This is a genomic window from Amycolatopsis oliviviridis (assembly GCF_014654365.1).
In the GTDB taxonomy this organism is placed as follows: domain Bacteria; phylum Actinomycetota; class Actinomycetes; order Mycobacteriales; family Pseudonocardiaceae; genus Amycolatopsis; species Amycolatopsis oliviviridis.
In genome coordinates this window covers 1,523,968-1,550,693 of the sequence record NZ_BNAY01000001.1, presented here as the reverse complement: position 1 = coordinate 1,550,693, position 26,726 = coordinate 1,523,968, and the positions used below count along the sequence as shown (strand labels likewise).

25 protein-coding genes are annotated in these 26,726 nt (G+C 69.2%); 16 read left to right on the top strand and 9 right to left on the bottom strand.

The features are described 5' to 3' along the window. Positions 1–12: 12 nt before the first annotated feature. Positions 13–951, top strand: coding sequence for a non-homologous end-joining DNA ligase (ligD, locus tag IE302_RS06725; RefSeq protein WP_191252720.1), 939 nt, complete (start codon positions 13–15; stop codon positions 949–951). A 90-nt stretch (positions 952–1,041) separates the two neighbouring features. Here the strand turns inward: ligD and IE302_RS06720 are convergent, their stop codons facing one another. Continuing rightward, positions 1,042–3,426 (bottom strand): ATP-binding cassette domain-containing protein, encoded by a 2,385-nt coding sequence (locus IE302_RS06720; protein ID WP_191252718.1) that lies wholly within the window; start codon positions 3,424–3,426, stop codon positions 1,042–1,044. Positions 3,427–3,607: 181 nt separating this feature from the next. Continuing rightward, complete coding sequence (locus IE302_RS06715; protein WP_191252716.1) at positions 3,608–4,108, bottom strand: Lrp/AsnC family transcriptional regulator; 501 nt, start codon at positions 4,106–4,108, stop codon at positions 3,608–3,610. Between the two features lie 93 nt (positions 4,109–4,201). Between IE302_RS06715 and IE302_RS06710 the strand changes: the two genes are divergently transcribed. From IE302_RS06710 to pspAB, 7 genes are all read left to right on the top strand, one after another. Beyond that, positions 4,202–5,386: an MFS transporter gene (locus IE302_RS06710; RefSeq protein WP_191252714.1), complete on the top strand. Its 1,185-nt coding sequence runs from the start codon at positions 4,202–4,204 to the stop codon at positions 5,384–5,386. A gap of 138 nt (positions 5,387–5,524) precedes the next feature. Then, a complete protein-coding gene (locus IE302_RS06705; RefSeq protein WP_191252712.1) occupies positions 5,525–5,713 on the top strand; it encodes a hypothetical protein in 189 nt (62 codons plus the stop codon). A gap of 45 nt (positions 5,714–5,758) precedes the next feature. Next, positions 5,759–6,901: a type III PLP-dependent enzyme gene (locus tag IE302_RS06700; RefSeq protein WP_191252710.1), complete on the top strand. Its 1,143-nt coding sequence runs from the start codon at positions 5,759–5,761 to the stop codon at positions 6,899–6,901. Then, positions 6,891–7,262 (top strand): adenosylmethionine decarboxylase, encoded by a 372-nt coding sequence (gene speD, locus IE302_RS06695; RefSeq protein ID WP_191252708.1) that lies wholly within the window; start codon positions 6,891–6,893, stop codon positions 7,260–7,262. Before IE302_RS06700 ends, speD begins: the two co-directional genes overlap by 11 nt. After that, positions 7,262–8,125, top strand: coding sequence for a spermidine synthase (locus tag IE302_RS06690; RefSeq protein WP_191252706.1), 864 nt, complete (start codon positions 7,262–7,264; stop codon positions 8,123–8,125). Before speD ends, IE302_RS06690 begins: the two co-directional genes overlap by 1 nt. 241 nt (positions 8,126–8,366) lie before the next feature. Further along, positions 8,367–8,948 carry a GAF and ANTAR domain-containing protein gene (locus tag IE302_RS06685; protein WP_229907630.1) on the top strand — a complete coding sequence of 194 codons (582 nt, stop codon included), beginning with the start codon at positions 8,367–8,369 and terminating at the stop codon, positions 8,946–8,948. Between the two features lie 136 nt (positions 8,949–9,084). After that, positions 9,085–9,654 carry a PspA-associated protein PspAB gene (gene pspAB / locus IE302_RS06680; RefSeq protein WP_373307911.1) on the top strand — a complete coding sequence of 190 codons (570 nt, stop codon included), beginning with the start codon at positions 9,085–9,087 and terminating at the stop codon, positions 9,652–9,654. A gap of 9 nt (positions 9,655–9,663) precedes the next feature. Here pspAB and IE302_RS06675 read toward each other — a convergent pair whose 3' ends face one another. Beyond that, positions 9,664–9,930: a hypothetical protein gene (locus IE302_RS06675; RefSeq protein WP_191252702.1), complete on the bottom strand. Its 267-nt coding sequence runs from the start codon at positions 9,928–9,930 to the stop codon at positions 9,664–9,666. Positions 9,931–10,162: 232 nt separating this feature from the next. On the opposite strand from IE302_RS06675, the gene IE302_RS06670 reads away from it, so the two are divergent. The 4 genes from IE302_RS06670 (at position 10,163) to IE302_RS06655 (ending at position 17,481) form a co-directional block, all read left to right on the top strand. After that, positions 10,163–11,050, top strand: a complete 888-nt coding sequence (locus IE302_RS06670; protein WP_229907628.1) for a universal stress protein — start codon at positions 10,163–10,165, stop codon at positions 11,048–11,050. An 81-nt stretch (positions 11,051–11,131) separates the two neighbouring features. After that, on the top strand, positions 11,132–11,812 hold the full coding sequence (locus IE302_RS06665) for a response regulator (protein ID WP_191252700.1): 681 nt from the start codon (positions 11,132–11,134) through the stop codon (positions 11,810–11,812). A gap of 32 nt (positions 11,813–11,844) precedes the next feature. After that, positions 11,845–12,924, top strand: coding sequence for a PAS domain-containing sensor histidine kinase (locus IE302_RS06660; RefSeq protein WP_373307910.1), 1,080 nt, complete (start codon positions 11,845–11,847; stop codon positions 12,922–12,924). A gap of 48 nt (positions 12,925–12,972) precedes the next feature. Further along, a complete protein-coding gene (locus tag IE302_RS06655) occupies positions 12,973–17,481 on the top strand; it encodes a HAMP domain-containing protein (RefSeq protein WP_191252698.1) in 4,509 nt (1,502 codons plus the stop codon). Positions 17,482–17,489: 8 nt separating this feature from the next. On the opposite strand, the gene IE302_RS06650 is transcribed toward IE302_RS06655, so the two are convergent. After that, positions 17,490–17,864 (bottom strand): response regulator, encoded by a 375-nt coding sequence (locus IE302_RS06650; RefSeq protein ID WP_191253154.1) that lies wholly within the window; start codon positions 17,862–17,864, stop codon positions 17,490–17,492. A 101-nt stretch (positions 17,865–17,965) separates the two neighbouring features. Then, the gene (locus IE302_RS06645; RefSeq protein ID WP_191252697.1) at positions 17,966–18,271 is read right to left on the bottom strand and encodes an ANTAR domain-containing protein; all 306 of its coding nucleotides are present in this window, start codon (positions 18,269–18,271) and stop codon (positions 17,966–17,968) included. Between the two features lie 189 nt (positions 18,272–18,460). Between IE302_RS06645 and IE302_RS06640 the strand changes: the two genes are divergently transcribed. Continuing rightward, a complete protein-coding gene (locus tag IE302_RS06640) occupies positions 18,461–19,093 on the top strand; it encodes a response regulator (protein ID WP_191252696.1) in 633 nt (210 codons plus the stop codon). Between the two features lie 16 nt (positions 19,094–19,109). Here the strand turns inward: IE302_RS06640 and IE302_RS06635 are convergent, their stop codons facing one another. Beyond that, complete coding sequence (locus IE302_RS06635; protein WP_191252695.1) at positions 19,110–20,087, bottom strand: Acg family FMN-binding oxidoreductase; 978 nt, start codon at positions 20,085–20,087, stop codon at positions 19,110–19,112. Positions 20,088–20,218: 131 nt separating this feature from the next. On the opposite strand from IE302_RS06635, the gene IE302_RS06630 reads away from it, so the two are divergent. Continuing rightward, positions 20,219–21,961 carry a sensor histidine kinase gene (locus IE302_RS06630; protein WP_191252694.1) on the top strand — a complete coding sequence of 581 codons (1,743 nt, stop codon included), beginning with the start codon at positions 20,219–20,221 and terminating at the stop codon, positions 21,959–21,961. A 6-nt stretch (positions 21,962–21,967) separates the two neighbouring features. On the opposite strand, the gene IE302_RS06625 is transcribed toward IE302_RS06630, so the two are convergent. Next, positions 21,968–22,264: a dsRBD fold-containing protein gene (locus tag IE302_RS06625; protein WP_191252693.1), complete on the bottom strand. Its 297-nt coding sequence runs from the start codon at positions 22,262–22,264 to the stop codon at positions 21,968–21,970. Positions 22,265–22,419: 155 nt separating this feature from the next. Here IE302_RS06625 and IE302_RS06620 point away from each other — a divergent pair, with 155 nt between their 5' ends. Further along, complete coding sequence (locus IE302_RS06620; protein WP_191252692.1) at positions 22,420–23,376, top strand: Acg family FMN-binding oxidoreductase; 957 nt, start codon at positions 22,420–22,422, stop codon at positions 23,374–23,376. 78 nt (positions 23,377–23,454) lie between these two features. Further along, positions 23,455–24,414, top strand: coding sequence for a DUF6528 family protein (locus IE302_RS06615; protein WP_191252691.1), 960 nt, complete (start codon positions 23,455–23,457; stop codon positions 24,412–24,414). A 182-nt stretch (positions 24,415–24,596) separates the two neighbouring features. Here the strand turns inward: IE302_RS06615 and IE302_RS06610 are convergent, their stop codons facing one another. Both IE302_RS06610 and IE302_RS06605 read right to left on the bottom strand, forming a co-directional pair. Next, positions 24,597–25,595 (bottom strand): alpha/beta fold hydrolase, encoded by a 999-nt coding sequence (locus IE302_RS06610; protein WP_191252690.1) that lies wholly within the window; start codon positions 25,593–25,595, stop codon positions 24,597–24,599. 78 nt (positions 25,596–25,673) lie between these two features. Next, entirely contained in the window at positions 25,674–26,651 is a 978-nt protein-coding gene (locus tag IE302_RS06605; protein ID WP_191252689.1) for a GlxA family transcriptional regulator, read from the bottom strand. Positions 26,652–26,726: the final 75 nt, after the last annotated feature.

The window sequence follows — 26,726 nt, the reverse complement described above, 5'->3', positions numbered from 1 at the left end:
TAGTTTGCCTGTATGGCGAAAAGCTCGGCGGTGGAGATCGAGGTCGGCGACCGGACGGTGCGCGTGTCGAGCCCGGATCGCGTCTACTTCCCGGCGCGCGGTGAGACCAAGCTCGATCTCGTGCGGTACTACCTCGCGGTGGGCGACGGGATCGTGCGGGCGCTGCGGGAGCGGCCGTGCATGCTGCACCGGTTCCCGTCCGGGGTGGCGGGGGAGAAGGTCCACCAGAAACGGGTCCCGAACGGGGCGCCGGACTGGCTCCAGACCGTCCGCGTCGACTTCCCCTCCGGCAGGCACGCCTACGAACTGTGCGTCACGCATCCCGCCGACGTGATCTGGGCGGTGCAGATGTCGACCGTCGAGTTCCACCCGTGGAACTCCCGCCGCGCCGACACCGAAAGCCCCGACGAGTGGCGCATCGACCTCGACCCGATGCCGGACTGCCCGTTCTCCACCGTGCGGAAGGTCGCCCACACCGTCCACGAGATCCTGGACGAACTCGGCATCACCGGCTGGCCGAAGACCTCCGGCGGGCACGGCCTGCACGTCTACGTCCGGATCGAGCCCCGGTGGGGTTTCCAGGAGGTCCGCCGGGCGGCGCTCGCCTTCGCCCGCGAAGTCGAACGCCGGATGCCCGACGAGGTCACCACCACCTGGTGGCGCAAGGATCGCGACCCGTCGAAGCTGTTCGTGGACTACAACCAGAACGCTCGCGACCACACGATCGCGAGCGCCTATTCGGTGCGCGGCGTGCCCGAAGCCGTCGTCTCGACCCCGATCAGGTGGGACGAGATCGACGACGTCGAACCGCGCGAGTTCACCATCGCCACCGTGCCCGCGCGCTTCGCCGAACTCGGCGACCTGCACGCGGGCATCGACGACACGGCCTACTCGCTCGACACCCTGCTCGAATGGGCGGACCGGGACGGCCTCGACACCGAAAGCGAGTGAGCCCCCCCGCATTCAGAGGACTAAATGCGTAAAGAGGTCGGCCGAGACCCCCGCATTTAGAGGACTAAATGCGGGGACTCGCCGGATGGGTCACTTGCCGACGTAGGCCGCTAGGTGCTCACCCGTCAGCGTCGAACCGGTCGCCACGAGATCGGACGGCGTGCCTTCGAAGACGACCTTGCCGCCGTCGTGGCCGGCGCCCGGGCCGAGGTCGATGATCCAGTCCGCGTGCGCCATGACCGCCTGGTGGTGCTCGATCACGATCACGGACTTGCCCGCGTCGACGAGCCGGTCCAGCAGGCCGAGCAGGTTCTCGACGTCGGCGAGGTGCAGACCGGTGGTCGGCTCGTCGAGGACGTAGACGCCGCCCTTGTCGCCCATGTGCGTCGCGAGCTTGAGCCGCTGCCGTTCACCGCCGGAGAGCGTGGTGAGCGGCTGGCCGAGGCTGAGGTAGCCGAGCCCGACGTCGTTGAGCCTGCCGAGGATCGCGGCCGCGGCGGGGATGCGTCCCTCGCCTTCGGAGAAGAACTCCACGGCTTCCGACACCGGCATCGCGAGCGCCTCGCTGATGTTCTTGCCGCCGAAGGTGTACTCCAGCACCGAGGCCTGGAACCGCTTGCCGTCGCACTCCTCGCAGGTGGTCGAAGTGCCTGCCATGATGCCCAGGTCGGTGTAGATGACACCCGCGCCGTTGCAGTTCGGGCAGGCACCCTCGGAGTTGGCGCTGAACAGCGCGGGCTTCACGCCGTTGGCCTTGGCGAACGCCTTGCGGATCGGTTCGAGCAGGCCGGTGTAGGTGGCCGGGTTGCTCCGCCGCGAGCCGCGGATGGGCGTCTGGTCGACCGAGACGACACCTTCGGCGGCGGGGATCGATCCGTGGATCAGCGAGCTCTTGCCGGAGCCCGCGACGCCGGTGACGACGCAGAGGACGCCGAGCGGGACGTCGACGTTCACGTTCCGCAGGTTGTGGCGGTCCGCGCCGCGGATCTCCAGTTTGCCGGTGGGCTTGCGGACGCTGTCCTTGAGCGAGGCCCGGTCGTCGAGGTGCCTGCCGGTGCTGGTGTCGCTGGCGCGCAGGCCTTCGACGGTGCCCTCGAAGCAGATCGTCCCGCCCTCGGTGCCCGCGCCGGGGCCGAGGTCGACGATGTGGTCGGCGATCGCGATCGTCTCCGGCTTGTGCTCCACGACGAGCACCGTGTTGCCCTTGTCGCGCAGCTGCTGGAGCAGGTTGTTCATCCGCTGGATGTCGTGCGGGTGCAGGCCGATCGTGGGCTCGTCGAAGACGTAGGTGACGTCGGTGAGCGAGGAGCCGAGGTGCCGGATCATCTTCGTGCGCTGCGCCTCACCACCCGACAGCGTGCCGGACGGCCGGTCGAGGGAGAGGTAGCCGAGGCCGATGTCCACGAAGGAGTCGAGCGTGTGCTGGAGCTTCTCCAGCAGCGGCGCGACCGACGGCTCCTTGAGCCCGCGGACCCAGTCGGCGAGGTCGCTGATCTGCATGGAGCAGGCGTCGGCGATGTTGATCCGCTTGATCTTCGACGACCGCGCGAGCTCGCTCAGCCGGGTGCCGTCGCATTCGGGACAGGTGGTGAAGGTGACCGCCCGGTCCACGAACGCGCGGATGTGCGGCTGCATCGCCTCGCGGTCCTTGGACAGGAAGGACTTCTGGATCGTGGGGATCAGACCCGAGTAGGTCAGGTTGATGCCGTCGATCTTGAGCTTGACCGGCTCCCGGTAGAGCAGGTCGTCCAGCTGCTTCTTGGTGTACTTCTTGATCGGCTTGTCGGGGTCGAAGAAGCCGCAGCCGCGGAGGATGCGGCCGAACCAGCCCTCCATGGAGAACCCGGGGACCGACAGGGCGCCCTCGTTGAGGGACTTGGTGTCGTCGTACAGCGCGGTGAGGTCGATGTCGTTGACCTTGCCCCGGCCCTCGCAGCGAGAGCACATACCACCGGTGATGCTGAACTCGCGGCGTTCCTTCGTGGTCCGTCCGGCCTTCTCCGTGGTCACGGCGCCCGCGCCGGAGATCGAGGCGACGTTGAAGGAGAAGGCCTGCGGGGAGCCGATGTGCGGCTTGCCGATCCGGCTGAAGAGGATGCGCAGCATCGCGTGGGCGTCGGTGGCGGTGCCGACGGTGGAGCGGGGGTCGGCGCCCATCCGCTGCTGGTCGACGATGATCGCGGTGGTCAGGCCGTCGAGGACGTCGACCTCGGGCCGGGCCAGCGTCGGCATGAAGCCCTGCACGAAGGTGCTGTAGGTCTCGTTGATCAGCCGCTGCGACTCGGCCGCGATCGTGTCGAAGACCAGCGAGCTCTTGCCCGACCCGGAGACGCCGGTGAACACCGTCAGCCGGCGCTTCGGCAGCTCGACGGCGACGTTCTTGAGGTTGTTCTCGTTCGCACCCAGTACGCGGATCAGATCATGGCTGTCCGCGGGGTGTTCCTCGGGTGGCTGCGGCCTGGTGGTCTTGCGCATCGTGTCTCCATCCTGATGTAGGCCGCGTTCACGGTCCGTCAGCCTCTCCGGGCTCGATCTAACCAGTTTCGAGCCGTTCGTCCTCTTCGTTCGTGCGGTACGTCCGCGACGATGATCACGCTAGGTGAATCCGGGCCGCCGCCGCTTCTCGATTCCTGACCGGCCTCGGCTGAAGGGCGCTTCAGCTCCAGCCCTCGCTCTTGGTCGCCTTCAGGTAGTCCTCGACCGGCGGACCGACCGGCCTGCCCTCGTACTGGGTGGACAGCACCACCGACGACCTGATCTCGCCGTGTTTGCCCAGCCGTTCGAAGAGGCCTTCGAGATGTTCGAGCGACACGGCGCGCACCTTCAGCATGGTGCAGCGGTCGCCGCTGAGCCGGTGCAGTTCGACCACCTCCGGGTAGTCGTCTGACTTGCTGGTGCGCAGCAGGCAGCTGCCGAGCGAGCAGCGCATCTCTACGAACGCCTGCAGCTCGTACCCGGCGCGGCGCGCGTCGACCTGGGCGCGGTAGCCGGTGACGACGCCGGCCTCCTCCAGTCGCCGGACCCGTTCGGCGACCGCGGGCGCGGAGAGGTTCACGCGACGGCCGAGCTCCTTGAACGAGAGCCGCCCGTCGCTCTGGAGCGTTTCGAGGAGCCGCCAGTCGAGGTCGTCCAGCGCTCTTTCCGATCGTAAGGTCATCGAGCCCGGATTCCTTTCATGATGGGCCTCGCACCCCCGCGAGGCCTTCGTCAGCCTATTCGCCGGGGCGCCCGGAATCCCTAGGTTTGAATCATGAAACCGATGTTCGCGCTCTTCATGGGCGTCGCCTGTCTCAGCACCGCGGTCGTCGGCCTGTCCACCACGGCGGCGTTGATCGTGGTCGAGCACGCCGGTGCCGCGTGGAGCGGGCTGCCGAACGCCGTGCTGGTACTCGGTTCCGCCGTGGGGTCGCTGTCCTCGGGCGCCCTGGCCGCTCGTTTCGGCAGGCGCCTCGTTCTGGTGCTGATGTACGGCGCCGCGGTGGCGGGCGCGCTGATCTCCTTCGCCGGTGTGCTCGGCGATTCCGTGCTCGCGCTGGTGGCGGGGATGCCGTTGATCGGATTCGGCAACAGCGGGGCGCAGCTCTCGCGGTACACGGCCGCCGACCTGGCGCCCGAGCACCGCAAGGGTTTCGCACTGTCCACAATGGTCTGGGCGGGGACCGTCGGGGCGATCGCGGGGCCCGCGCTGATCGCGCCGGCCGCGGCCCGGGCCGAAGCCGCCGAACTGCCCGCCCTGTCCGGCCCGATCGCGGCCGGGGCGTTCGTCGTCGCGATCGCGGTGGTCGCTGTCGTCACCCTGCCGCGAAGCCTCGCCGCCCCGGCGGAGCGGGCGCCGAGGCGGGAGCGGATGTCCGTGCGGAACCCGGTGATCCTCGGGCCGCTCGTGGCGATGGTCGGCGCGCAGCTGGCCATGGTGGCGGTGATGACGATGACCCCGGTCCAGCTGCACGAGCACGGTCAGGGACTCGACGTCGTCGGCTGGGTGCTGAGCGCCCATCTGATCGGGATGTTCGCGCTGGCACCGTTGTCCGGCTGGATCACCGACCGCTGGGGCGGCCGCGCGACCATCTTCGGCGGGATCGGCACGCTCACCGTCGCGGCGGTCACCGCGATCGGCGCGCCCGATTCGCATCACGTGGGAATCCCGGTCGCGATGTTCCTGCTGGGTTACGGCTGGAACCTGGTGTTCGTCGGCGGCAGCGGCATGCTCAGCCGCGATCTCCCGCCCGCCCAGCGCGCGAGGGCGCAAGGCACTGTCGACGCCTTCGTCTGGGGAACCTCCGCGGCGGCGAGCCTGCTCGCCGGGCAACTGTTCGGCCTAGGCGGATACGTCTTGGTCGCCGTCGCGGGCGGTCTGTGCGCCCTCGCCCCGCTCGCGGTGATCGGCCGCCGGGCCGGCGTGGCCGGGCCCGTTGAAAAAGCCGGGCTCCGCTGATCTGCGAAACCCGGGCCGTGCCGTCATACTGCTTCACTCCGACACGAACGAACCCGTGATGACGCAGATCACGTCGGTGACCGATTCGGAGGGTCTTAGGGTGAAAGCAGACAAGGTGCGGGAGATCGGGGGTGCACGATGAGCGAGTTCGCGGTGAATCTGCGGGACCGGGTACGGCAGGCGAGGGAGGACGTCCGGATCGCCAGGCTGGACTCGGACGACGACCGTGCCTCGGCCGTCGGCGCCGATCTGGCCAACCTGGAGCGACTGGCCGCCGAGCACGGGGTGGAACTGCCGGAACAGACCTCGGACGACGCCCGGGCGTGACCCCGGGTTCCGTGCCGATGATCGGCCTTTGACACCCTGGGGCGTGTGACCGAAAGCCTGAGCCGGATCCGCGCCTTCCTGGCGGACCGCGAGCCGCCGACACCCTGCCTGGTGGTGGACACCGACCTGGTCGCGGAGCGGGCGGCCGCGGTCTCGGCGGCGTTCCCGGACGCGCTGATCCGGTACGCGGTCAAGGCGAATCCCCTTCCCGAGGTGCTCGACGCGGTGCTGTCGACCGGAGCGGGGTTCGACGTGGCGGGCACGGCGGAGATCGCGCTGTGCCTGTCGCGGGGCGCGCGAGCGGCGGAACTGGCCTACGGCAACACGATCAAGAAACCCGCGGACGTCGCGGCCGCGTACGCGCGCGGTGTCCGCGAGTTCACCACGGATTCCGCCGGTGATCTGGCGAATCTGGCCGAGCACGCGCCCGGTTCGCTGGTCTCGGTCCGCCTGCTGACCGGCGGCCCGGACTCGGTGACGCCGTTCGGGCACAAGTTCGGCTGCGAACCGGCGGTGGCCGCCACCCTGCTCCGGCAGGCGGTGGAGGCCGGGCTGCGGCCCGGAATCGCGTTCCACGTCGGTTCGCAGCAGCCGGATCCGGCGGCGTGGGAGATCGGGATCGCGACCGCGGCCAAGGTCGCCGCCGACGCGGGCGTCGGCCTGGAGCGGCTCAACATCGGCGGCGGGTTCGCCACCGAACACCGTGAATCCGTGCCGTCGCTGGCGGACTACGCGGCGGTGATCCGCCCGGCCCTGGAGGCGCGTCTGCCGGGGCCGGAACTGCTGCTGGAGCCGGGCCGCGTGATCGTCGCCGACGCCGGGCTCATCCGGACCGAAGTCGTCCTGGTGACCACTCGCGCCGCCGCCGACGAACGCCGCTGGGTCTACCTCGACGTCGGCAGGTACAACGGGATGGCGGAGTGCGAGAACGAAGCTGTCGCGTATCGGCTGGAGGCCGTCGGCGTTAAGGGTCCGGAAGGGCCGGTGGTCCTCGCCGGGCCGACCTGCGATGGTGACGACGTGCTGTACCAGCGGACGCCGTGCGCGCTGCCGATGTCGCTGAAGGCGGGCGACCGGCTGGACATCCCGGGCACCGGGGCCTACACCGCCAGCTATTCTTCCGTCGCTTTCAACGGAATCGAGCCGTTGCGCACCTATTCTGTGGGGAGGTTCGCCGATGCCGGGTGAAGAACCACTCGTCGGCCGGTTCGCCGGCCGCCACGTACTCGCGGAGTTCGAGGGGATCGAGCCTTCGCTGCTCGACGACGCCGAACTCCTGAAGAAGACGCTCGCCGAAGCGGTGACGGAGGCGGGGGCGACGGTCTGCGAAGTCGTGTCGCATTCCTTCGCCCCGCAAGGGGTCACCGTGCTCGCGCTGCTGGCCGAGTCGCACGCGTCCGTGCACACCTATCCGGAGATCGGTTCGGTGTTCGTGGACGTGTTCACCTGCGGGGACCGGGCGGATCCGGAGCGGGCGGTGGCACTACTGGCGAAGATGCTGGGCGCCGGCACGGTCCGGATGTCCACTGTGGAACGAGGAGAGAACTGATGGCGCCACGAGTGATCGTCGAGCCGATGGGCGCCGGGCTCACCCGGAACTGGGACGTCGAGGAGGTCCTGTTCGAGGGCCGCACCGCGTTCCAGAACGTCCTCATCGGACGGACCGCGCAGGGGATCTCCCTGTTCTGCGACGACGAACGGCAGAGCACCGAGCAGAGCCAGCTCGTCTACCACGAAGCGCTGATGGTCCCGTCGCTGCTGCTCGCCGAACGCGTCGAGCGGGTGCTGATCATCGGCTCCAGCGAAGGGGTCGCCTCCGAGCTCGCGGTCGCCGCGGGGGTCGAGGTGGTCGATCACGTCGACATCGACGCCGAGGCCGTGCGGGCCTGCGCGGAGTACCTTCCCTACGGCTACACGCTCGACGATCTGGCCCGCGCCGAGCGCGGCGAGGGGAAGGTGCGCGTCCACTACCGCGACGGCTGGGAGTTCCTCGCCGAGGCGAAGGAGCGCGGGGACACCTATGACGTGGTCGTGATCGACCTGCCGGACGAGAACGACGATCCGGCGGCCCAGCACAACCGGCTGTACGGTGCCGGCTTCCTGGCCAGGTGCACGGCGCTGCTCGCCGACGGGGGAGTGGTCGGCTGCCAGGCGGGCTGCCCGACGCTGTGGCGCAACCAGACGCTGATCGCGTCGTGGCGCCGGTTCACCGAGTCGTTCGGGACGGTTCTCTACTACGGCTCGGACGAGCACGAGTGGGCTTTCCTGAGCGGCAGGACCGACGCGATCGACGACCCCGGCGCTCTCGTCGCGAAGCGGATCGGCAAGGCGGGAATCGGCGAGTCCACTGTGGATGAAGAAGCGCTGCGGGCGAACACGGTGCCACCGATTTCGTTGCGTCGCCACCGGTGAATTCCGTGATCGTCAGCCACCCGAGATGATCGTCGTGGTCCTACCGAAGGATCCGCCATCTGGTCGTTGCCGGGTGTCCTGACGCGGGTCCAGAATCGCTCGGGTGAACAGCTGTCGCGAGGAGATCGCCTCTGGGGTGGACAGGGAATCCGCGGTCTGCGCGGCATTCGCGAGTTTGACCGCGAGTGTCACGGAAGACCTGGGGCCGGGTCGGGTCGTGGACACGTTGTCCAGCGAATGTGTGCGCCTGCTGCCGATCGAATCGATGGAAGTCTTCCTTCCGGGGCTGGAAATCGAACGCTATCCGGCGCTCGTCGAGGAGGGGCCCGCGCTCGAGTCGTTCGAAACCGGGAATGCCGTCGCTGTCGAAGACCTCGCCGCCGAGATCCGGCGCTGGCCCGGCTACGTGGCGAGAATGGCGGAACAGGGTTATGTGGCGGTTTCCGCGATTCCGTTGCGCGCCATGGAGGAAACCGTCGGTTCGATAGCCTTCCTCAGCGCCGAAACCTCGGTTCTGAGCGACGAGGACCACCGGCTGGGGCAGGCGCTCGCCGATGTCGCCGCCCTGTGCCTGCTGCAGCACCGGGAGTTGCACCACTACCGGACGCTTTCGGCGCAGTTGCAGACCGCGCTCGACAGCCGGGTGATCATCGAGCAAGCCAAAGGCATGCTCGCCGAGCGCGCCGGTATCGACGTCGCTACCGCGTTCCGGCGCTTGCGTGCCTACGCGCGCGGTTCGAGCAGGAAGCTGGTGGAGGTCGCGCGCGAGTTCGTCGAAGGCACGCTGGACAGCGAGAAACTTCTTCAGCCGCGAGGCCGGTGACAACTGACGGGAACGGCCCGGCAAGTGCTGGTAGGGCCGTTGGTCATCGGAACCGGGGACTTGTCCCGGTGAACGCGCGACCGAGCGGCCCTAGGGCACGGGGGCCTGATCGGAAAGGCTGCACGCAGAGGAAAGGATGCGTGGAGTCATGGCGCTGCTGGGAAGCCTACTTGGGAAGAGTCGTTCGGTGCGGCCGAGCCTGCTTCCGTTGCTGGAGTTGAGGTCGGCGGTAGTGACGCTGAGGTCCGGGTACGGGCTGGCGCCGACCGGGGCGGGGACGGTCTGCTTCTTCGCCGAGGGCCGTCCGGGCGCGGGGACGGAGGCGGAGATCATCGCCGGTCTCGCCGGGGACTCCGCCCGCCGCAACGTGGTCACCCATGACGCGCACGGGCGGACGATCGTGCGCTGCTGGCGGGAGAACGGGGACCTGGGCTGGCTCCTCGGCGATCTCGTCGACGTCAACGAGAGGCTGGCTCAGGCCGGGTTCGCGGCCTGGCTGCTGCACACGACGGTCGACTTCGCCGAACTGCGGGACATGCGGCATCCGAGGCTGACCATGGTCTACCGGCGGGAGCGCGGATCCTTCTACCCGTACGCCCCGCGCGGGACCCGCGGCCGGGACCGGGCGATGGAACTGAAGATCCGCTCGTCGCTGACCCGGATCGTGGCGATGGAATCCGACATCGGCCGGTGGCGCCCGGTGTGACCGGGCTTCTCAGCCGGGCAAGCCGCTGAGCCAGCCGCGCAGCCGCTGGACACGCCGGTCCCGCGTGGTCCATCGCGGAAGGTGGAACCGGCGCGGGAAGGCGGGGGCCGTGTCCTCGAGCCGCCGGACGGCGGTCAAGACGCCGTCGAGCAGGGACGCGGGCGGCTCCGGTTTCGCCATGAGCCTCGGCAGCTTTTCCAGTTCGACGGAGACCTGGGGCCAGGCGGCCGCGTGCGCGCCGGGACGGCGTCGGGTCTCGCAGATTCTCGTGGTCACGTCCCGGTCACCTTCCCGCACGACGGGTTCAGCGGTTCGTCACCTTCGACGATGCGGTATCGACGGCCGTTCCGGTGAGCGCCGAAGGTTGTGCCATCGAGGGCACAAAGACCCCACTCGGTCGCCGGACGGGTACTGCGGGTCACGGGTTGGCGTCGAAAGGCCGGAGGGGCCGAGGGCGGTGGGACAATGCCCGCCCGTTCGCCATCCCCGGTTCCGGGAAAAGGACTTCATGCCCTGTGCGGGCGCCGCGCCGGAGGGCACTCTGTCGGCGGACGTCCGCCGGTTCCGGCGGCGGGACGGGAGGCCGGTGATGACCGGGATCCAGCGGCGTGCGGCCGTGGTCGTCGGCGTGGACGCCTCGCAGTCGTCTCGGGCGGCGGTGCGCTGGGCCGCGGGGGAGGCGGCGAGACGGGACAGCGCGCTGAAGCTCCTTCACATCGACGGCCGCCGCTGGGAGGGCGGCGCCGCGCGGGACAACCTCGCCGCCGCGAGTATCGCCAGGGAGGCCGAACCGGCGGTGCCCACCGAACACGAGGTGAAACTCGGCGGTATCGCCGACGAACTGGTCGCGGAGTCGAGATCCGCGTCGCTGCTGGTGCTGGGGACACACGGGTTCGGCGCGCTGCGCGGAGCGCCGATCGGCGCGGTCACCACGGAGGTGGCCGGGCACGCGAGATGTCCGGTGGTCGTCGTCCGGGGCCTGACCGCTCCCCGCCGGGGTGAGGTGGTCGTCGGCGTCGACGCGTCCGGGGACAGCGAGCGGGCCCTGGTTTTCGCTCTCGACAGCGCATCGGCGCGGAACACCACACTGGTCGTCGTGCATGCCTGGCACGACGGCGTCCTCGAGGCCGGAGCCGAGCTGGCCGGAGTCGAAGCGGCGGAGGAACGCGCGCTGGAGGACCGGTTGGCGGCCTGGCGCGACAAGTATCCCGGCGTCGTCCTCAGGCTCGTGGTCGTCCGTGATCGCAACGTGGCCCGTGCGCTCATCCGGGTGGTCCCGCACGCGGGACTGATCGTCATCGGATCGTCCGGTGGCGGGCTCGGGAGCACGGCACAGGGGCTGCTGAGCCGCGCGAGATGCCCGGTCGCGCTGATCCGTGAAGCCGCACGCGGGTGAATTGCGGCCGCGAGCAGGATTGATTTCCGGGAAACTGCCGGACAATGGTCCCGGCGAGACCACGATCGACGGAGAAGGTGCATGCCGAACCCGACCTCCCAGCGGCCCATGACCCCGGCCGCGGCCCCGATCCGAGTGCTGCTCGTCGAAGACCACAAGATGGTGGCCGAGGCGCTCGGCGCGGCGTTCGAGGAATTCCCGGAAATCCATCTGGTGGCGTCGGTGGAGTCCCTCGCGCACGGAATGATCGCGGCGCAGGAGCTGTTGCCCGACATCGTCCTGCTCGACCGGCGGCTGCCGGACGGGGACGGGATCGAGGCGATCGCCGGGTTCCGCGCGGTTTCGCCGTCGAGCCGGGTGCTCGTGCTGACCGGCGACGCGAACAGCGCCATCGCCGCCAGGATCCTCGAGGTCGGCGGGGCCGGTCTGCTGCTGAAATCGGGTCTGCTCGACGAGTTGATCACGGCGATCCGTACCGTCGCGGCGGGTGACGTGGTCATCGATCCGGAACTGCTCAGTGGCGCGCTCGCCCTGCTGGCCGGGAGCGCCGGCAGGCTCGGCCCGGTGCTGACCCTGCGGGAGCGGCAGGTGCTCGGGCTGATCGCCGACGGCGCGGGAACCGACAGGATCGCCGAGGAGCTGAGGCTCGCCCGGAATACCGTGCGGAATCACGTGCAGCGAATCCTGGTTAAGACCGGGACCCATTCGAAACTCGAAGCCGTCGCGCACGCGCGGAAGAATGGCCTCCTCGAACGGCCGTAGCGGTGAGAGGTATCCGAGTGCCAAGCTGCACTATGGCCATGCTGCCATCGGAACAGGCGCCTGATCACCGCAGCGCTGTGCTCTTCGAGCTGTTCGTGCACAGTGTCGTCGACTACGCCATTTACATGCTGGACGTCGAGGGCAGGGTGATCAGCTGGAACCCGGGGGCGGAACGGATCAAGGGCTATTCCGAGGAGGAAATCCTCGGCCGTCATTTCTCGGCTTTCTACACCAAGGCCGACGTCGTGGCCGGGAAACCCGCCGAGGAACTCTTGATCGCCGCGGAGGTGGGGAGTTACGAGCACGAGGGCTGGCGGATCCGTCGTGGTGGCGAACAGTTCTGGGCCAACACCGTGATCACCGCGCTGCGGGACGAGCGGGGCACCCTCGTCGGTTTCGGAAAAGTCACTCGTGACCTCACCGAACGCCGGAGATCAGAGGAGGAGTCGACCGGCTGGCGGCTGGCGTTCGCCCATTTCGTTCGCGCACAGGAAACCGAACGTCGCCGTATCGCGTGGGATGTTCACGACGATTCCATTCAGTCGATGATCGCGGTGAGCATGCGGTTGCAGATGCTCGCCACGCAACGCCGGGATCCCGCGTTGATGCAACTCGACGAAGCGATTCAAGGAGCGATCCGGCGGTTGCGGATCCTGGTCGCCCAATTGCGGCCGCCCGCGCTGAACGACGACGACCTGGTCGCCTCCGTCCGCGACTACCTCGACGACGTCGTCGCCGGCTGGGGACTGGACTGCACGTTGCGGCACGATTTCGCCGCCAAACCGCCGCCTGACATCGTCGTCACGGCTTTCCGGATCCTTCAGGAGGCGTTGGTGAACGTGCGGAAGCACGCGAACGCCACCTCAGTCGTGGTGTCCCTGACCGGACAGGACGGCGGCCTGCTGGCGACGGTCGCCGACAACGGCGACGGGATGAAGGCGGACCTCGAGCATTCCCGCGAAGTGTCCTCGGGCGAGCACATCGGAATGGCTTCGATGCGTGAGCGCGCGGAAGCGGCGCAAGGATGGTTCCGGATATCCAGCGGGCCCGGCGAGGGTACGTCGGTGGCCTTCTGGATTCCGCTGGGGCCTCCCTGGTCCGCGCGGAAATGACGGTATCCCCCAGGACCTGCGGGGAACCAGAACGAAGGAGGCACCGCGATGCCGGAACCGGGAATCAAGCGTGGATCGAGGGACGCGGTCCGAGTGGGCGGTGCGATCGACGACGAAGGCCTGCAGCGGTTGCTGGAGGGGCTGAAAGCCGTCCGTGACGGCGATTTCAGCACCCGGCTGCCCCAGGTGGACGACGGGCTGATGGACGAGATGGCGGTCGTCTTCAACGGGATGGTCGACCAGCTGGCGCTGTTCACCTCCGAGGTCACCCGGGTCGCGCGGGAGGTGGGGACCGAAGGCAAGCTCGGCGGCCAGGCGGCGGTGCCCTCGGTTTCGGGGACCTGGAAGGACCTCACCGATTCGGTGAACGCGATGGCGGGCAACCTCACCGGCCAGGTCCGCGACATCGCCGAGGTCGCGACCGCGGTGGCGAAAGGCGATCTCTCCCAGAAGATCACCGTCGACGTCAAAGGCGAGATGCTGGAGTTGAAGAACACGATCAACACGATGGTGGATCAGCTGTCGTCGTTCGCCGACGAGGTCACGCGGGTGGCGCGCGAGGTGGGCAGCGAAGGCAGGCTGGGCGGGCAGGCGGAAGTGCCGGGTGTGGCGGGGACGTGGCGGGATCTGACGACGTCGGTGAACTTCATGGCGGGCAACCTGACCGATCAGGTGCGTTCCATCGCCGAGGTCACGACCGCCGTGGCGAAGGGCGACCTGTCGCAGAAGATCACGGTGGACGCGCGGGGCGAGATCCTGGAGTTGAAGAACACGATCAACACGATGGTGGATCAGTTGTCCTCGTTCGCCGACGAGGTCACCCGGGTCGCCCGGGAGGTCGGGACCGAGGGCGCCCTCGGCGGGCAGGCCCAGGTGCCGGGTGTGGCGGGGACGTGGCGGGATCTGACGACGTCGGTGAACTTCATGGCGGGCAACCTCACCGCGCAGGTGCGGTCGATCGCCCAGGTGGCCACGGCGGTGGCGAAGGGTGACTTGTCGCAGAAGATCACGGTGGACGCGCGGGGCGAGATCCTGGAGTTGAAGAACACGATCAACACGATGGTGGACCAGCTGTCGTCGTTCGCGGACGAGGTCACGCGGGTGGCGCGTGAGGTGGGTACCGAGGGGCGGCTGGGTGGTCAGGCGGACGTCAAGGGTGTGTCGGGGACGTGGAAGGGCTTGACCGAGTCCGTGAACGTCATGGCGGACAACCTGACCGACCAGGTGCGCTCCATCGCCGAGGTCACCACGGCGGTGGCGAAGGGCGATCTGTCGCAGAAGATCCGTGTCGACGCGCGCGGCGAGATCCTGGAACTCAAGGACACCATCAACACGATGGTCGGCCAGCTGTCGTCGTTCGCGGACGAGGTCACGCGGGTGGCGCGTGAGGTGGGTACCGAGGGGCGGCTGGGTGGTCAGGCGGACGTCAAGGGTGTGTCGGGGACGTGGAAGGGCTTGACCGTGTCGGTCAACGTCATGGCGGACAACCTGACCGACCAGGTGCGTTCCATCGCCCAGGTCGCGACCGCGGTCGCGAGAGGCGACCTGTCCCAGAAGATCACCGTCGAAGCCAAGGGTGAGGTCGCCGCGCTCGCCCAGACGATCAACACGATGGTCGACACGTTGTCGGCGTTCGCGGACGAGGTCACGCGGGTGGCGCGCGAGGTCGGCACCGAGGGCATCCTCGGCGGCCAGGCCCGGGTGCCGAACGTCGCCGGCACCTGGAAGGACCTCACGGACAACGTCAACTCGATGGCCAACAACCTCACCGGCCAGGTCCGCAACATCGCCCAGGTGACCACCGCGGTCGCGCGGGGCGACCTCTCCCGCAAGATCGACGTCGACGCGCGGGGCGAGATCCTGGAGCTCAAGACCACCATCAACACGATGGTCGACCAGCTCTCCGCGTTCGCCGCGGAGGTCACCCGCGTCGCCCGCGAGGTCGGCAGCGAGGGACGGCTCGGTGGCCAGGCCGAGGTCGAAGGCGTTTCGGGTACCTGGAAGCGGCTGACGGAGAACGTCAACGAGCTGGCCGGGAACCTGACGCGGCAGGTCCGGGCCATCGCCGAGGTCACCAGCGCGGTGGCCACCGGCGACCTCACCCGGTCGATCTCCGTCGAGGCCCAGGGTGAGGTCGCGGAACTGAAGGACAACATCAACGCGATGGTCCAGTCGCTGCGCGAGACGACGCGGGCCAACGAGGAGCAGGACTGGCTCAACACCAACCTGGCGCGGATCTCGGGCCTGATGCAGGGGCACCGGGACCTGCGGGTGGTGGCCACGCTCATCATGAACGAACTGACCCCGCTGGTCGGCGCCCAGCACGGGACGTTCTTCCTCACCGAAGCCGGCGAGAACGGCACCCGGCTGCGGTTGATCACCAGCTACGGGCACAGTGAGGAAGCGGACACTCCCTCGGACTTCGCGATGGGGCAGTCGCTGATCGGGCAGGCCGCGCAGACCAAGAAGCCGATCGTGGTCGACCGGACGCCGCCGGACTTCGTGAAGATCTCGTCGAGTCTCGGCTCCGCCCCACCGGTCACCCTGATCGTGCTGCCGATCGTTTTCGAGGACCAGGTGCTCGGCGTCATCGAACTGGCGTCGTTCGGCGAATTCACCGCCGTCCGCAAGGATTTCCTCGAACAGCTGATGGAGACCATCGGGGTCAACGTCAACACGATCATCGCCAACGCGCGGACCGACTCGCTGCTGGAGGAATCCCAGCGGCTGGCCCAGGAACTGCAGGCACGATCGGAGGAGCTCCAGGCGCAGCAGGCGAAGCTGCAGATCTCCAACGCGGAACTGGAGGAGAAGGCCGAACTGCTCGCGCGGCAGAACCGGGACATCGAAGTGAAGAACTTCGAAATCGAGCAGGCACGACAGGAGATCGAGGAACGTGCGCAGCAGCTCGCGCTGGCGTCGAAGTACAAGTCGGAGTTCTTGGCCAACATGTCGCACGAACTCCGGACCCCGTTGACCAGCCTGCTCATCCTCGCCGGGGTGCTGTCCCAGAACTCGACCCAGAACCTGACCCCCAAACAGGTCGAGTTCGCGAAGGTGATCCAGTCCGCGGGCACCGACCTGCTGCAGCTGATCAACGACATCCTCGACCTGTCCAAGGTCGAGGCGGGCAAGATGGACATCCACCACGAGCCGTTCCCGCTGCGCCAGCTACTCGACTACGTCGGCACGACGTTCCGTCCGCTGACCGCGGAGAAGGGGCTCGACTTCCAGGTCACCGTGGAACCCAACGTGCCGGAACTCCTGTTCACCGACGAGCAGCGACTGCGGCAGGTGCTGCGGAACCTGCTGTCGAACGCGGTCAAGTTCACCGAGGACGGCAGCGTCGAACTGCGGGTCAAACTGGTCGACACGATCGTCGCGTCCTCCGCGGGCGGCCAAGAGTCGCTGGTCGCGTTCAGCGTGATCGACACCGGGATCGGGATCGCCGAAGAGAACCTCGATTCGATCTTCGGCGCCTTCCAGCAGGCCGACGGCACCACGAGCCGGAAGTACGGCGGCACCGGGCTCGGCCTCTCGATCAGCCGCGAGGTCGCGTACCTGCTCGGCGGCGAGATCCGGGCGGACAGCGTGCTGGGGACGGGCAGCACGTTCACCCTGTACCTGCCGGTGGCCAGGTTCGCCGTGCCTGCGGGACTCGACGAGTCCACTGTGGACAAATCCGGCGCGGAGCGGCGCGTGCTGGTGGTGGAGAGTGAGCAGAACAGCCTGCTGACCCTGCTCGCCCGCGGTGTCGCGGCCGATGTCGCGGACAGCCACGGCTCGGTCCAGGTGCGGGCGGTGGCCGATCTGACGGAGGCGTTCGAGGAACTGAGACGCGACGGCTATCGCTGCGTCGTGCTCGACACCAGCATCCCCGGGACGAGCGCGTTGACCTTCCTCAAACGGCTCGCCGAGGGGCCGGATCCGGTCGAGGTCCCGGTGCTGGCGTACGCGACCCGCAAGCTCAGCGCCGCGCAGGACCGGCTGCTGCACAGTCACGCGCGGGTGCATCCCGTCGAACTGCTGCCGTCGCTGGACATGCTGCGCGAACGCATCATGCTGCACATCTCGGCCAGCGAACTCGAAGGCATCCTGCCGTTGATGCACCAGCCCGAAGAGGCTCCGACGGCCGTCGAGGAGACGGCGACGGCCGTCGCCACGTCCGCCGAACCGGCACGGTTGCAGGGGCGCAAGGTCCTGCTCGTCGACGACGACGCCCGCAACGTGTTCGCCATCTCGGGAATGCTCGAACTGCACGGGCTGTCGGTCGTGCACGCGCCCAACGGCCGCAAGGGCATCGAGCAACTGCTGTCCGACGACGGCATCGACCTGATCCTGATGGACGTGATGATGCCGGAGATGGACGGCCACGCGACGACGGCGGCGATCCGTGAGATGCCGAGGTTCGCCGGCCTGCCGATCATCACCGTGACCGCGAAGGCGATGGAAGGAGACCGCGAGAAGAGCCTTGCCGCCGGGGCCAGCGACTACGTCACCAAGCCGGTGAACGCGGAGGAACTGCTGGCTTGTATGGAACGCTGGCTCGCGGACTGATGCCGGGGCTACTCCGTGCCGTTGGCGCTGTTCGCGCACAGACGGCGGATGGCCGCGACGATCTCGGTGTTGGGACTGCCCTTCACCAGATATTCGGAGACGCCGGCGGACGCCATCTGGGCGATGGACCGGGTGTCGCTGTGCGCGGAGAACGCCAGCAGCCGCGTATGGGGCACCCGCCGCCGGATCTCCTTGGCCATCCACGCGCCGCCCCCGCCCGGGATCCGGACGTCCAGCACCGCGACCTCCGGGACCAGCAGCTCGGCGAGCGCGACGGCTTCACCCGCGGTCAGCGCGACGGCGACCACTTCGATGTCCGGCTCGGTCTCCAGAAGGGCCCGCAGGGCATCGCCGATGACCGGGTTGTCGTCCGCGACGAGCACCCGAAGTCTGGGGGGCGGCGTTCGATTCATCACCCAGTCCGTGCCCGCGTTGTCCGTTGCGCCGGTGGTGGTCGCGGGCCTCCCTCCGATCATGGCGTGACTCAGCAAGAGATCCGTCGATCGCCTTCGCTCGGTTGCTCGACGAGCGTCCTGGCTACGTCGTGGATCTTCATGTTGTTGTTGCGGCAGAAGGAACGCAGCAGTTCGAACGCGGCGTCGATGTCGATTTGGTAACGCTCGGCGAGGATCCCTTTGGCCTGCTCGATGGGCAGCCGGTGGTCGAGCGCGTACTGGAGCTGCTCGGCACGGGTCCGGTAGAAGCGAAGGCGGTTGCGCATGGCCGCGACGTCGTCGGTCGAGTCGGGCGAGCCGGACGAGGCGGCCGGCGAAAGCGTGGTCTCGGACATGACGGGATCGTCGCAGCGGCGGAACTGCTCCGGGAAGAAGAGAACGTCCTGACTCGAATGATGCAAATGAACCTGGTCCGGTCGGCGGCAGCCACTCGAACGGGTGCCGAACAGGGCCCTTTGGCCTGTCGCAGTGACCGGTCGTGCGCCGTACGCTCTCCTGCGAGGAGGGAAACCGTGGAGGTCGGAATGCTCCGGGTGTTTCTGGTCGACGACCACGAAGTGGTCCGTCGAGGGGTCGCGGACATGCTCGAGGAGGACACTGGTCTGTGCGTGGTCGGTCAGGCCGCCACCTTTTCCCAGGCGCTGGCGAGGATCCCGGCGCTGCGGCCGGACGTCGCGGTGCTCGACGTGCGGCTGCCGGACGGCAACGGCGTCGAACTCGCGCGGGAGCTGCGCTCCAAGATGCCCGAGCTGAAATGCCTGATGCTCACGTCCTACACCGACGAGCAGGCGATGCTGGACGCGATCATGGCGGGCGCGAGCGGCTACGTCATCAAGGACATCCGGGGGATGGACCTGGTGGCCGCGGTCAAGGAGGTCGGCCTCGGCCGGTCCCTGCTGGACGCGCGGGCTGCCGCGACGCTGATGGCGAAGTTCCGTGACGACGCCGCCAAGAAAGGGCCGCTCGCCGGGCTTTCCGAACAGGAGCGCACGCTGCTGGAGCTCATCGGCGAGGGCCTGACCAACCGCCAGATCGCCGAGCGGATGTTCCTCGCCGAGAAGACCGTCAAGAACTACGTGTCCCGGCTGCTGACGAAACTCGGCATGCAGCGGCGCACCCAGGCCGCCGTGCTGGCCACGGAACTGCGACGGCAGTGAGGATTCCGCGCCGCGCTCAGGCGGAAACGAGCGTGTCGAGCAGGACGTCGTCCAGCGGGCGGCGCGGGGTCCACGGCAGCGGCAGGCCGTAGCCGACGCGCAGCAGCACCTGTGGCCACACCCCGCAGCCGAGAAGCCGCCGGAGTTCGGCGCGGGCGGCGCGGACCATGACCGGCGGCGAGATGTACGACGCGTCGAGGCCGGCGCCCGTCGCGGTGAGCAGAACCCGTTGCAGGGCCTGTCCCGCCTGGAGCCGGTCGAGGCGTTCGTCGGTCAGCGAACCGATCACCACCACCAGCGGATCCGGCCGCGTGCCGGTGCTCGCGGCACCGAATCCGTCCAGGAGCCAGCTTTCGTCGGCGGGGGAGCCTTCGGTCGCGTAGGACGGCACGCCGTCGCGTGTGCCCGCGCCCAACCCGGTCCAGCGGCCGAGTTCGGCGACGAAATCGGGATCGGCTAACTGCACCCGGCGGGCGCGGGCGGTGAGATCGCGGAGATGACGGCACTGCTCGGCGTCGAGGCTCGGCATCCACGCGTGCTCCAGTTCGGTGGCGTGGCGGAGAGTGGCGAGCGTGGACCGCGGGACGGCGCTGGGCAGGAACGGCCGTCGGTTGGTACGGCGGCGGGTGATCGCGCGGGCGAGCCGGGAGACCTTCGGGTCGGGGGTGCGTTCGGCGACCGGGCGGACGACGGCGAGCAGATCGGGGTCGGCGCGGCTCGGCATGAGGGTCGTCGCGGGATGGAAACCCAGTGCGTGAATGGCCGTCCGGAGGGTGAAAAGGGCGGCGCCGCACGAGAGGACGAGCTCACGGCCGTCCGGATCCGTGACCGGTAGAATACGGCGCGGATCGGCGTGGAGTTCGATCCCGGTGCCGGTGCACCGGAAGAGCCAGGGTTGGGTGTTGTGCGTCGACGGGGCCAGCGTGGCCGACCGGAGCACGGAATTCACCTGTTCGGAGTTCAGGCGTCCGACCTTGGTGACTTGTATGGTCATGGTTTCCCCCGCCGCTGCGCCACGGGCAATACGGTTGTCTCGATGAGACGGTCCCCGTCCACGGTGCGGGGCCGAAAGAGGAGAAAGTCACCACGGCCGCGAGTCGTCCCGATCTTCGGAGGCGCAGCAGGATGTCGGCTCAGACCCGGTCCGGCGGAAGTGACGACCGGATCACCGGCGCGCTCTCGCAGCTGCGTGTTCGCGAGGTGCTGCGCGATCTCCAGGACCGCATCGAACGGCTCATCGGCACGCGCGACAAGATGGACGGCCTGCTCGAAGCCGTGCTGGCCGTCGCGTCGGGGCTGGAACTCGACGCGACGCTGCACCGGATCGTGCAGGCTGCGATCGACCTCGGCGATGCCACCTACGGCGCCCTCGGGGTGATCGCGGACGACGGTTCGCTCGCCGAATTCGTCTATCTCGGCATCGACGGCGAGACGAAACAACAGATCGGGCATCTCCCGAAAGGTCACGGGCTGCTCGGTTTCGTCATCGACGAGGCGAAACCGGTGCGGCTGGCCGACATCTCGCGGCATCCCGCGTCGGTCGGGTTCCCGCCGTGCCATCCGCCGATGCGGTCCTTCCTCGGGGTGCCGGTCCGGGTGCGCGACGAGGTGTTCGGAAACCTCTACCTCACCGAGAAACGGGGGGAGAGCTTCACCGATGACGACGAGGTCGTCGTCCAGGCGCTCGCCGCCGCGGCCGGGATCGCGATCGAGAACGCCCATCTCTACGAGCAGGCGCGGATCCGCCAGCAGTGGCAGGCGGCGACCAGCGAGGTGACCACGGAGCTGCTGGGCGGCACGGACCCCGTCGAGGCGCTCAACCTGATCGCCAGCCGGGCATTGGAACTGACCGGATCCGACCTCACTCTGCTGGCCCTGCCCGGTCCCGGCAGGCTCGACGTCGGCCCGGACGGCGAGGACGAGGCCGACGAGCTCACCATCGCCGTCTGCGCGGGCGCCCGGGCCACGGAACTGACCGGGGTGCGGATCAGCGTCACCACCTCGTTGCCGGGGGCGGTCTACCGCGACCGGACCCCGCGCAGCGTGCCGGACCTGGTGCTCGGCCCCGAGGGGGAATTCGGTTTCGGGCCGACGCTCGTCGTGCCGCTCCGGGCGCGGGAACGCACGTCCGGGGTGCTGATGGCGGTGCGGAACCCGGGCGCGGTCCCGTTCGAGCTCGCCCAGCTGCCGGTGGTGGCCTCGTTCGCCGACCAGGCCGCCCTCGCGCTCCAGCTCGCCGCGCAGCAGCGCACGGCCAGGGAACTCGACGTGCTCGCCGACCGGGACCGGATCGCCAGGGATCTGCACGATCACGTGATCCAGCGGCTGTTCGCGGTCGGTCTCGCCATGCAGAGCACGCATCGCCGGGCGAACTCCCCGGAACTGCAGCGGAGGATCGGCGACAGCATCGACCAGATGCACGAGATCGTGCACGAGATCCGCACGGCGATCTTCGACCTCCACGGGGGTGAGGCAGGCCAGCACGGAGTGCGGTTGCGGCATCGCCTCTACGACTCGATCGCCGAACTCACCGACGAGACCGCGATCCATCCGACGGTCAGCCTGTCCGGTCCGCTCGACTCGATTCCCCACCCGTTCGCCGAAAACGCCGAGGCGGTGGTGCGGGAGACGGTCGGCAACGTCGTCCGGCACGCGGACGCCAGCGGTGTCTCGGTGAGCGTCGCCGTGAAGGACGACGTCCTGCGGATCGTGGTCACCGACGACGGTGCCGGGATCATCGGCGAGCCCGGCGGCGTCGGCGGGCTGCGGAACCTGCGCGAGCGCGCGGAAAAAGTGGGCGGGACGTTCCGGGTCGAGAGCCGGGAAGAGGGCGGCACCACCGTCGAGTGGACCGCCCCCTTGCGCTGACCGCGTTCAGTTCGCCGACTGCCCGGCGAGGATCTCGTCGACCTCGATCGACCGGGCAACGTCGGAGGCGACGGTCTCCAGGAGTTCCGCGGTGAGGTCCGAAAGCGCCCGCGTCACCGCGAGATAGGCACCGATCTGGGAGGTCGAACTCGCTCTGAGCCCGGCTTCGGCCAATCCGACTCCGACGAACTCGCCGCCGTCTTCCAAACGGAGCAACGCCTCCGCGCGTACCCGGTACGGCTCGTGCTGCAGGGACACGTCAATGGTCCATTTGTCCGTCATCGTCGGCTCCGTTCCGGTCATCGAGACTCCCATCGCGGCCGTTCGCGGCACAGGGTCCTAAGTCCTCGCTGTCCGGGATCGGGGGCGAAAGTCCTCGGGATTCGTGACCGGCGGCCGCTGCGGTCGCCGGATACCCCGGCCGAAGGTGGATCAATCCCCTTCCCCCGGAGCCCACGATGAAGATCCCGTTACCGAACCACGTCGACCAGGCGGTGGCGGCCGCCGTCCGCGCGCCGTCCCCGCTCAACACCCAGCCGTGGCGATTCGTCGTCGACCGGGACCGGATCGAGGTGTGGCTCGACCGCGCCAGGGTGCTCCGGATCGCCGACCCGGACGCCCGCGAGGCGCGGCTTTCGTGCGGCGCGGCGATCTTCAACCTGATCGTCTCCTTGCGCTCCAACGGGAAGACACTCTCGCTCCAGGCGCTGCCGTCCCCGGAGGAGCCGGACCTGCTCGCGGAGATCACGATCGAAGGGGACCGGTTCTCTTCAGCCGAGGAACGGAAACTGGCCGAAGTCGTCTTCCGCCGCCACACGAACCGCCGTCCGTTCCTGGACCGGCCGGTGCCCACCTGGGCCCGGACGACGTTGCGGGCGTCCGCGCTGGTGGAAGGCGGGCTGCTGGAACTGTTCGGCCGGGGTGACCGCGCGAACGCGGTCGCGCGGGCGCTGCACCGGGCCGAAGCCGCGCAGGCGCGCAACGGCGCGTTCCAGGCGGAGGTCGCGCTGTGGACCCGGCGGGCGGCCAACGCCCCGGACGGCGTCCCGGCGACCATCAAACCGCCGTCGCCCCACGGGATCCCCGCGCAGGAGTCGTTCTTCGCCGCCGAACCCGAAGGCGGCGAGCCGGTGCTCGGGGCGGTCCTGACCGCGGACGGCGGGCCCGCCGCGGACCTGCGGGCGGGGATGGTGCTGCAGCGGGTGCTGCTGACCGCGACGGCGGCCGGCCTCGCGACGTCGTTCGTCGGCAGGCCGTTCGAGACCCTGGAAACGCGGACCGCGCTGGACCGGATCTTCGCCGACCTCGGCCGCCCGCACGCGGTGGTCCGCCTGGGATACGGCCGTCCGATGCCGATGACGGCCCGCCGTCAGGTCGAGGAGGTGCTGCTGCGGCGGTCCGAAGCGGCTCTCTGATCCCGGGTCATCTCGTCGACACCCACGTTTCCGATCACCGCCACACACCCGTCATCCCGGGCGGATTCAGTTCTCCGTATGAAGATCATGCGGAATTCCTTGGTGGCGCTGGCCGTCGCAGGCCTTTCGGTCGCGGCGTCCGCGCCCGCCGTGGCGGACGGGACCGCGCGCGATCGCGGTTCGATCGTCATCACCGAGCAGGCGTCCAAGCGGATCCTCGTCCTGCCCGCCGACCGGGCCTCCTGGCAGGACCGGAAGGTGAGCTGGACGTGGGCGCCGAACGCCGCCAACGGGCTGGCGGACCTGGCCGGATCGTGGAGCAACCCGAGCGACGCGAAGCTCGCCGAACGCGGTGGCGAGAAGTACCTGCTCACGTCGGCGTCGGGTGGTTTCGCGGCCGTCGTGCCGTATCCGGCGGGGGACCGGGCGTACTGGGCCGCCAACGTGGGCGGGCCCGCCAACCCGCACAGCATCGAACTGCTGCCCGACGGCAACGTCGCGGTGGCCGCCAGCACCGGCGGCTGGGTGCGGGTCTACACCGCTTCGCAGGGACAGCGCTCGACGACCTACGCCGAGTTCCCGCTGGTGGGGGCGCACGGCGTGGTGTGGGACGCGGACCGGAAGGTCTTGTGGGCCCTGGGCACCGACGCGCTCGTCGCGGTGAGCGTCGGCGGCACTCCCGCCGCGCCGGTACTCACCGGGCAGCGGCGCGTACCGGTCCCGAGCAAGGGCGGGCACGACCTCCAGCCGGTCCCGCACCGGCCGGACCTGCTGTGGGTGACCACGGAAGCGGGGGTGTACCAGTTCTCGAAGACGAGTGGCGGGTTCAGCCGGCGCTACGCGGGCGCGCGGGAGATCGACCGGCCGCACGTGAAGAGTGTGTCGACGAACCCTCGGACCGGGCAGATCCTGACGGCTTCGATCCAGGACGGGCACCTGTGCACCTGGTGCACGGACACCGTCCGGCTGGCCTTTCCACGCGCCGAGCTGGCGCTGCACGGCGCGTGGATCTACAAGGCCCGCTGGTGGATCGGTTGAGCGGGTACTGCTGATCGGTACTTCCATGTCGGTACCGGCCGTTCGGGGGGCTGCCCGGCCGGTACCGACACACCAGAGAAGAGGGACCCCGGTCGCGAGAATGACGCCTGGTCGCGTCTTTCACCTGACCGAGTGAATCCGTCCGTTCGGAGTGCGTCGTTGACCCGTTCGGGGTATACGCCTCACCCGAGGAAGGCCTGCAACTCGTCGATGACCGCCTTCGGCTGCTCCTCGGCGACGAAGTGCCCGGAACCGGCGATCTTCCGCACCCGAACGTCGACCGCCTTGGACGGCAGGACCGCGGCGAGGTAGTCGTAGTTGAACTCCGAACCCAACCCCAGCATCGGCGCGGTGATCTTCCCGTAGGCCTTCTGGTCCTCGATGTCCTTGCCGAACGCCTGGTACCAGCCGTTCCCGGCGCGGATCGCGTCCGGGCGGTCGTACGCGGCGGCGTAGATCGCCCGGTCCCGGCTGCCGATCGAGGCCGGATCGGCCGTCAGGTGATCGAGCATCCAGTCGACGAGGAAGCGCGAGCGGCCCGCCAGCAGCTGCTCCGGCAGGGTGGCGACCTGGTTGAAGGCGAACCACCAGACGTTCACCGGCTGGCCGGGCGGGGCCAGCATCGGGATCTGGTAGAGGCTCTCGTCGGGGTGCGAGACGTCCATGAGCGTGACGGTCTTGGTCGCGTCGGGGTGGTTGGCGGCGAAGCTGAACGCGACCATGGCACCGATGTCGTGTCCGGCGATGTGCGCCTGCCGGTAACCCAGCGAACGGACGAGCTCGAAGATGTCGCGGGCCATCGTCTTCTTGTCGTAGCCGCCCTGCGGCTTGCCCGAGCCGCCCATGCCCCGCAGGTCGACCGCGATCACGCGGTACCGCTTCGCCAGCGACGGCATGATCCGGCGGTACTGCCACCACGTCTCCGGCCAGCCCGGCAGCAGGATCAGCGGCTCACCGCGGCCACCGGCGACGTAATGCAGCCGCACGCCGTTGACCTGGGCGTACTCGCTGCGGAAACCGCCGGGCAGGGAGCGGGCGAGCTCCGCGTCGCCGGGAGCACCGGACTGGCCCGCCTGCGCTGCCTGGGCGACACCGCCCGAGGCCACCAGCGCGGCCGCGGCCCCCGCGCCGAGGGTGAGCATGGATCGGCGGTTGAGGAAGGAACGGCTGTCTTCGGTCATGCCTTGATCGTGGCCTGTCGAGGCGCCCGACCGTGAGCGGTGTTTTCGCCAACCGGGGTCGGTTTTGAGACAGCCCGGTCAGGCCGATACGGGTTCGGGAACGCCCAGCCTCGTCCCGAACGTCTCCCGGTACGCCACCGGGGTGACCCCGACCTGCCGCCGGAAGTGCGGCCGGAGCGCGGCGGAGGAGGAGAACCCGCAGTACCGGGCGATCTCGTCGACCGGGAGGTCGGTGGATTCGAGCAGCTGCTGCGCGCGGATGACCCGCTGGTGGGTGAGCCACGTACCGGGCGCGGCGCCGGTGATCTCGCGGAACCGGCGGTCGTAGTTGCGCCTGCTCATATGCGCGCGCCTGGCGAGTTCTTCGACCGGGAGCGCGGTGTCCAGCCGGGTCAGCGCCCAGGCCATCGTCTCCGAGACCGGGTCGCCCTCGTCGAGTTCCGGCATCGGCGACTCGATGTACTGGGCCTGCCCGCCGGGCCGGTGCGGCGGGACGACCATGCCCTTCGCGAGCCGGTTCGCCACCTCCGCGCCGCACCACGAGCGGATGAGGTGCAGGCCGAGGTCCATGCCGGCGGCGCCGCCACCCGCGGTCAGGATGTCGCCGTCGTCGATGTAGAGCACCGATTCGTCGAGCCGGACGGCGGGGAACCGGGCCGCGAGCAGCGGCGCCATCGCCCAGTGCGTGGTCGCGGGGCGTCCGTCGAGCAGCCCGGCGGCGGCCAGCACGAAGGCGCCGCTGCACAAGCCGGCCACCCGGGCGCCCCGGTCGTGGGCCGTGCGGAGCGCCTCCAACGCCGCTTCCGGCGGATCCTCCATCGGAGATCGCCAGTTCGGGACCAGGACGAGATCCGCGTTCCGGACGGCGTCGAGGTCTTCCGGCACCGGGACGGTCAGGCCGCCACCCCGCAGGGCGGCGTCCGGTTCGCCGCCGACGACCTTCAGATCGAGATCGGGGAGCTCCCCGAAGGCCGAGGCCATCTCGAACACCCCGAACGCGAAGGACATCGCGCCGAGCGACGCCCCGTTGAAGACCACCACGGCCAGCCGTCTCATGGGCCGATTCTAGGGACGGTCGCGAGTGGACATGACGGTTTTCGAGGGATAGGCGAATCGGGCGGCCTTAAGGGG